This window comes from Limosilactobacillus difficilis (genome assembly GCF_947387495.1).
Taxonomy (GTDB): domain Bacteria; phylum Bacillota; class Bacilli; order Lactobacillales; family Lactobacillaceae; genus Limosilactobacillus; species Limosilactobacillus difficilis.
In genome coordinates this window covers 1-5,680 of record NZ_CANDNU010000064.1, presented here as the reverse complement: position 1 = coordinate 5,680, position 5,680 = coordinate 1, and the positions used below count along the sequence as shown (strand labels likewise).

The following is a 5,680-nucleotide window of genomic DNA, read 5'->3' as shown; positions in this document are numbered from 1 at the left end:
GAAAAGAGAGACGAATGAAATCCGAAGGATTTATCCATCTCTCTTTATTATTAGGGACTTATGTCACAGCCCCTTTTATTATTTATATGTACTAACTAACATTGAAATTGGTGTTATGTAGCAACTTAATTATGACTTGGGTAAATTTTGCGATGCTCTGAAGTAGTCGTAACTTAAATTAAAACATAAGAGAATTATATGCAAAGAAATAATATAATTAGCTTTGATTATTCTATATATTATTTTGCACAGTAAAGAGTATTGTATTGAAATTACCAAATTGGCAAAAGTAAAATTTCCTTTTGTGTAATTACATTGAAGGATAAGACAGAGCTAGTAGGCAAACTAAATTTAGTAATTGAGGAATGAAATTATGGCAACATTTAATGAATTAATCACACAAATTAATAGTCATATAGACGACCAACGTGATCGAGGAACAGCATTTGAAAAAATGGTATTGGCGTACTTGAAAAATGAACCAACCTACCATAATAAATTTAGCGATGTTTGGATGCTAAAAGATGTTCCAAATCAATATGGCATCCCCAAAAAAGATACAGGAGTAGACTTAGTAGCTCGTGACCGTATTACAGGTGAACTCACTGCTATTCAAGCAAAGTTCTATCGAGGAAAAGTTGGTAAAGACACGATTAATTCCTTTATCGCTGAATTTAGCAAGAACTACTACGCTGCAGGAATTATCGTCAGTACTACTGATGAATGGAATAAGAATGCTGAAAATGCTTTAGAGGGTCTTTCTAAGCCAATGACACGGATTGGCTTATCACAATTAGAACATGCCAGTATTAATTGGCAGCTTTTTTCCTTTTTTCGTTTGACGGGGAATATCACACTGTTATATATCAGAATTGATTAATATCAGTTAATAGATGCAAAGAATAAAAGTCCTTGATATAGACTGGTATATCCAGGACTTTTATTCTTAATTATGTTAACTAAATGAGTTAATCTATTGTCAATCGGTTTTACCTCTTTTAAAGCGGCTTATTCACCCGAATCTGTCGTAGATGGCGATCGATTTGCCCATTCTTCTGCAACTGGGCCAGTTTGCGAGACAGGGTTTCTGGTGTTGTCCCGAGGTACGATGACAAGTCTTTCATCTTCAATGGCAGGGTAACTAACGAACTGCCCTGCTCTACAACAAGTTGGTTAAGGTACATCGCTAGACGACTTTCAATGTTTGGTAACCCCATCAGCTGAGTCTGCTGTCGTAGATTATCAATAGTTAATGCTTGTCCAGCGAGGAGCTTTAAGGCGATATCACTATGTTTCTGAATTAACCGAGCAAAGTCTTCCCGATTCAGAACACAGATATCACCATCTTTGGTCATCTCAACATAGTTACTGTTATTAGTAACCCCCAGCAGCCAGGTTTCACCAACGTAGTCGCCGGTATTTAGGATCTGTTGAACTTGTTCTTCTCCCGTAGTACTTAACTGGTATAACTTTCCCTGTCCTTGTTCAATAATCACCAAACGGTTACTATCAGTTGGGCTAATAACAAGTGTTCCCCGCCGAACGTGCTGGTGGTGAACCAGACGCTCGACCTGCCGTTGTAAATCAATACTCAGCCGGTTAAAAAGGGGAACTAGCCGTACACACAGATCCTCTGCCATCGTTTTTCCTCCATCTGGTTAGCTTCTAAAAATCATCATCATCGTCTTCAGTATACAACCCTGTACGCAGATCATGTCCCAAGAAGCGTTGGGTTACAGCAATTTGTTCTTTAACCCAACTTAGTAAAGCAGTTAAGCTAGTGGCCAGTTCTGGCCAGTCTTCCTTTCCGGCCAAACCAATTGCTTTCGCAATGAAGAGAATTTGGGTATCAAAGTCTTTGACAAGGGAAAACAATTGGTCATCACCCTGCTTATATTTAACAGCCCCGTCTTCTTCAAGCATCGTAAATTGCTTGAACTGATCGGTGGTTGTTGGAATACTTTCACCATTATTAACGAGTAGTCTATTAAGGTGGGCAAACTCCTCCTGCTCGTACTTAATCCATTTATCACCGTTTTGGTCTAGGAATAAAGCCGCCGTTCCCTTAGCAAATAGTTTAGCCTGACTAATCTTAAGAGAATGAATTAGTAGGTTAGCAATAATATGGCCAGTCATGGCCCCGGCCGTCGGGGTGTGGTGATCAATATCGTTCTGTTTCAATTCTTGTTCATACTGTTTTGCACTTGTCATAATTAAAGCTCCTTTGTCTTAACTCCTTGGACTGCGTAGCCCATTTTTTCAATGTTTTCCTGTACTGTATCGGTTGAAGTTAGTGCCGGATCAAGGGTGAATTTTACCTTTCCCGCGTTGAAGAGAACCTTAACATCCTTAGTGCCATCAACGCTTTCAACACTCTTTTGAATTTTTGTTAAGCATGATGGACAGGTTAATCCACCGAGTTTCATCATTACTTTTTCCATTTTAAACACTTCCTTACGTGTTTTATTCTAAGTCGTTAGCCGGCACCAAAAATTGATGGTGATCAACTTTTGGCGAATATTTTATCAGTCGCATACTATTTAAGATTACAATCAAGATACTTAGTTCATGAATCAGCATTCCTGAAGCCATTTCAACGTAACCAGCGAAAAGACCAATGAATAACAGTAGCACTGTCAAAAGTGCAATCATAATATTTTCGTTCATGGTATGCATTGTCTGATTAGCGAGTGCGATGCCGATTACTAAGTTGGAAAGGTCAGATTTCACAAGAACCAAGTCTGAAACGTCCATTGCGACATCTGTACCGGAGCCCATTGCGATTGCCACATCTGCTGCGGAAAGTGCTGGACTATCGTTAATCCCGTCACCAACAAATACAACCTGATGGCCCTGCTTGCGTTCCTGCTCTATGAAACGTGCTTTATCCTGTGGCAGCATTTCTGCATGAACTTCGTTAATTGGTAAATCTGCTGCAATTTCTTGTGCCGTTCCCAGGTTGTCTCCAGTCAGCATTACCAGCCGTTTAACGCCTAACTGCTTAAGCTGCTGTAAAGCTTGTGCCGTCTGTGGACGAAGTCGATCCTTGATGGCGAAAATAGCTAGTTCACTGCGGTCAGCACTGGCAAAGATTACTAATGAGTTTCCGGCCTTTGCTAGTCGTTCTGATGCGGCCTTGAGTTGCGTATTATCCGTGAGCAACTTATCAACCAGTTGCTGGTTACCTAGTCGATATTCCTGACCGGTAATTACTGCCTGAAGTCCCTGTCCTTTGATTGTTTTCACGTCTGCAGGCGTCAGCTTCTGTTCTACCGGTAAGGCCGTAATTGCTTGGGCTAGTGGATGATCCGATTGTTGCTCAATCGCAACCGCCTGATCAATAATGGTTTGCCGGTCTCCCTTCAGTACCAGTAGCTCCTTAACTGCCGGCCGCCCCAAGGTCAGCGTTCCCGTCTTATCAAAGGCGATTGTGTCAACATGACGAAGGCGGTCCATGACGTCCGAACCTTTAAAGAGGATCCCCTGCCGAGCACCATTACCGATTCCTGCCACTGTTGAGGCTGGCACACCGATAACCAGGGCACCAGGACAGCCAAGCACCATTACAGTAATTGCTAGTCGAAGGTCCCAAGTTATGAGTCCGACAATAATTGCCACCAGCAAAACCAGCGGGGTGTAGTATTTAGCAAACCGGTCGATAAAGCGTTGCGCCTTAGTCTGGGAATCTTGTGCCTCTTCTACCAGTTCAATAATTTTACCAAAGGTAGTGTCTTCCCCAGTAGCCGTTGTCTCTACTGTGATTGTTCCGTTCTCCAGAATTGTTCCAGCAAAAACTTCGTCGTTAGCCTGCTTGGTAATCAGACGAGACTCACCAGTGATACTAGCCTCATTTACCAAAGCTTTTCCGTCACGAACTTTACCATCGACGGGTACCTGGGCGCCCGTCTTGACCTGAACCATGGTTCCCACATCCAAAAAGTCAACGTCCTCTTCACTGATGGTCCCATCATCATTAACCACCTGAGCCGTCTGCGGGGCCATGTTAGCTAATTGTTGAACGGCCGACCGGGTTTTCTGGAGTGTAGCATCCTCCAGAACTTCCCCAAGCATAAACAGCCAGGTCACAATCGCTGCTTCATTAAATTCACCAATAATGAATGCACCGATCACGGCAAGACTAACCAGGACATCAATTGAGATCAGCCGAATCTCTAGCGATGAAATCGCCGTTAGTAAGATTGGGATTAGCCCAATTAACCCCGCAATTGCCATAAAAATCTGGTAGGCCACCATACTGTGACCAGCAAAACGGCCGACCTCCGCCAGTAATAGTAGTGCTGCCATTACCGCTACGACGGTGCGCCGATTTTTTATAAAAAATTGTTGTGCCTTAACCATTTATAACTCCTCCTTCATCGTCTAAGTATAGGGAAGCGTTAGTTTAATTAAATTGACCATCATCAATTTTTCGTAAAAGGCATCAGTTAATGGCTCCAAATTTATTAATAAAACGAATCGGTATTGCTAGTAGAGTGAAGATATAGAGAACTTAAGCGTGAGCCATTAGAAAGCAAGCAAACGAGGCCTATTGATGCAGTTATTCATAATGAGAAAGGAAGTCATAATATTAACAGCTTGAGTATGTTAACAAAATTGTAACTATATGGAACTATGAAGAGACACCTTAAGTAAGTCGCGAAGGGGGATCACTTTAGTTGCTTTAACAAGCCGTCAGAGACATCGGTAAAGATGTCTGTTTGTTTATCTTAGATAAGGAAGTAGGGTGCATTTTTAATAAATAGCCCCTAATAAAAAACACCTGTCAAAAGACAGATGCTGGTTTGTTCTACTCAAGTATAGCGCAAGAGTCCTTGCATTTTTATTTTTACGTAATGAAGTCCAGAGCCACGCTGATTAAGCGCGACTTTGGTCTTTTAAGTTTGAGTTAGTTAAATACTAACGTTTTGTAATACTTTTAGACTGCTCTACCGATGGAATTTTATAGGAAACAACTTTTCTTTGCTTTAATAATTCTTCAATTTTCTCTGGTGATTCAGGCATCCCACGCTTAACCCATTCTTCGACCCACGAATAAAGGCCACCAGCAACAAACGCAACCGTGTAGGCATAAAAATTGGAATCTTCAGGCTTGGGGCTTAATAACTTCATTAATGCATGCCTAAGTAAGTACAAGAGCTTACGTTTATACAGTAGTTGATATAACTCGGCATGTTGTGACAAAAGTTTAAAGAAACTACCAAATAACTTATCATCACGAGTTTCTTGCTCGAAAACATCCTTATTTTTTTGATACCAGTTTGAAATTACCTTGGTAAGGTATTGTTCGATAATATCCTCTTTACTATCAAAATTTCGATAAAATGAGACCCGGCCGGTACCAGACTTCTCTGCTAATTCATTGATTGTTATTTCTTTAATTTCTTTATCTTTCAAAAGTTCGATTATTGCTTTAGTGATTTGTCTTTTGACATAAGCGTTCTTCTTAAAGTTATGTGTATTCAAAGTATCACCTTCGCTTTTAAGCAACTAATTTTAAGCTAATTAACATTTAATTCATGATACAAATGTATCATTAAAGGTTCTTATTGTCCATACAATAAAAATCCTAAATGGTGAAACATTATGATGCGTACCCCCAAAGTTGGAAATCGACTTTGGGGGTATTTTTTTATGACTAAAATTAGCATAAACACTAAGC

At 40.6% G+C, this 5,680-nt stretch carries 5 protein-coding genes and 1 pseudogene; 1 reads left to right on the top strand and 5 read right to left on the bottom strand.

Annotated features, from left to right (window positions below):
• Nucleotides 1-373: 373 nt before the first annotated feature.
• Nucleotides 374-832 (top strand): annotated as a pseudogene (locus QOR82_RS08645) (restriction endonuclease); the annotation flags it as partial.
• Nucleotides 833-998: 166 nt separating this feature from the next.
• Here the strand turns inward: QOR82_RS08645 and QOR82_RS08640 are convergent.
• The 5 genes from QOR82_RS08640 to QOR82_RS08620 form a co-directional block, all read right to left on the bottom strand.
• On the bottom strand, nucleotides 999-1,640 hold the full coding sequence (locus QOR82_RS08640; RefSeq protein ID WP_283584346.1) for a Crp/Fnr family transcriptional regulator: 642 nt from the start codon (nucleotides 1,638-1,640) through the stop codon (nucleotides 999-1,001).
• A gap of 25 nt (nucleotides 1,641-1,665) precedes the next feature.
• Nucleotides 1,666-2,211 (bottom strand): DNA-binding protein, encoded by a 546-nt coding sequence (locus QOR82_RS08635; protein WP_283584345.1) that lies wholly within the window; start codon nucleotides 2,209-2,211, stop codon nucleotides 1,666-1,668.
• Between the two features lie 2 nt (nucleotides 2,212-2,213).
• Nucleotides 2,214-2,441: a heavy-metal-associated domain-containing protein gene (locus QOR82_RS08630; protein ID WP_283584344.1), complete on the bottom strand. Its 228-nt coding sequence runs from the start codon at nucleotides 2,439-2,441 to the stop codon at nucleotides 2,214-2,216.
• A gap of 22 nt (nucleotides 2,442-2,463) precedes the next feature.
• The gene (locus QOR82_RS08625) at nucleotides 2,464-4,359 is read right to left on the bottom strand and encodes a heavy metal translocating P-type ATPase (RefSeq protein WP_283584343.1); all 1,896 of its coding nucleotides are present in this window, start codon (nucleotides 4,357-4,359) and stop codon (nucleotides 2,464-2,466) included.
• Nucleotides 4,360-4,917: 558 nt separating this feature from the next.
• The gene (locus tag QOR82_RS08620; RefSeq protein ID WP_283584342.1) at nucleotides 4,918-5,484 is read right to left on the bottom strand and encodes a TetR/AcrR family transcriptional regulator; all 567 of its coding nucleotides are present in this window, start codon (nucleotides 5,482-5,484) and stop codon (nucleotides 4,918-4,920) included.
• Nucleotides 5,485-5,680: the final 196 nt, after the last annotated feature.

Coding starts and splice junctions, on each gene's coding strand:
- QOR82_RS08640 (WP_283584346.1), bottom strand. CDS start 1,640: ATGGCAGAGGATCTGTGTGTACGGCTAGTTCCCCTTTTTAACCGGCTG.
- QOR82_RS08625 (WP_283584343.1), bottom strand. CDS start 4,359: ATGGTTAAGGCACAACAATTTTTTATAAAAAATCGGCGCACCGTCGTA.
- QOR82_RS08630 (WP_283584344.1), bottom strand. CDS start 2,441: ATGGAAAAAGTAATGATGAAACTCGGTGGATTAACCTGTCCATCATGC.
- QOR82_RS08635 (WP_283584345.1), bottom strand. CDS start 2,211: ATGACAAGTGCAAAACAGTATGAACAAGAATTGAAACAGAACGATATT.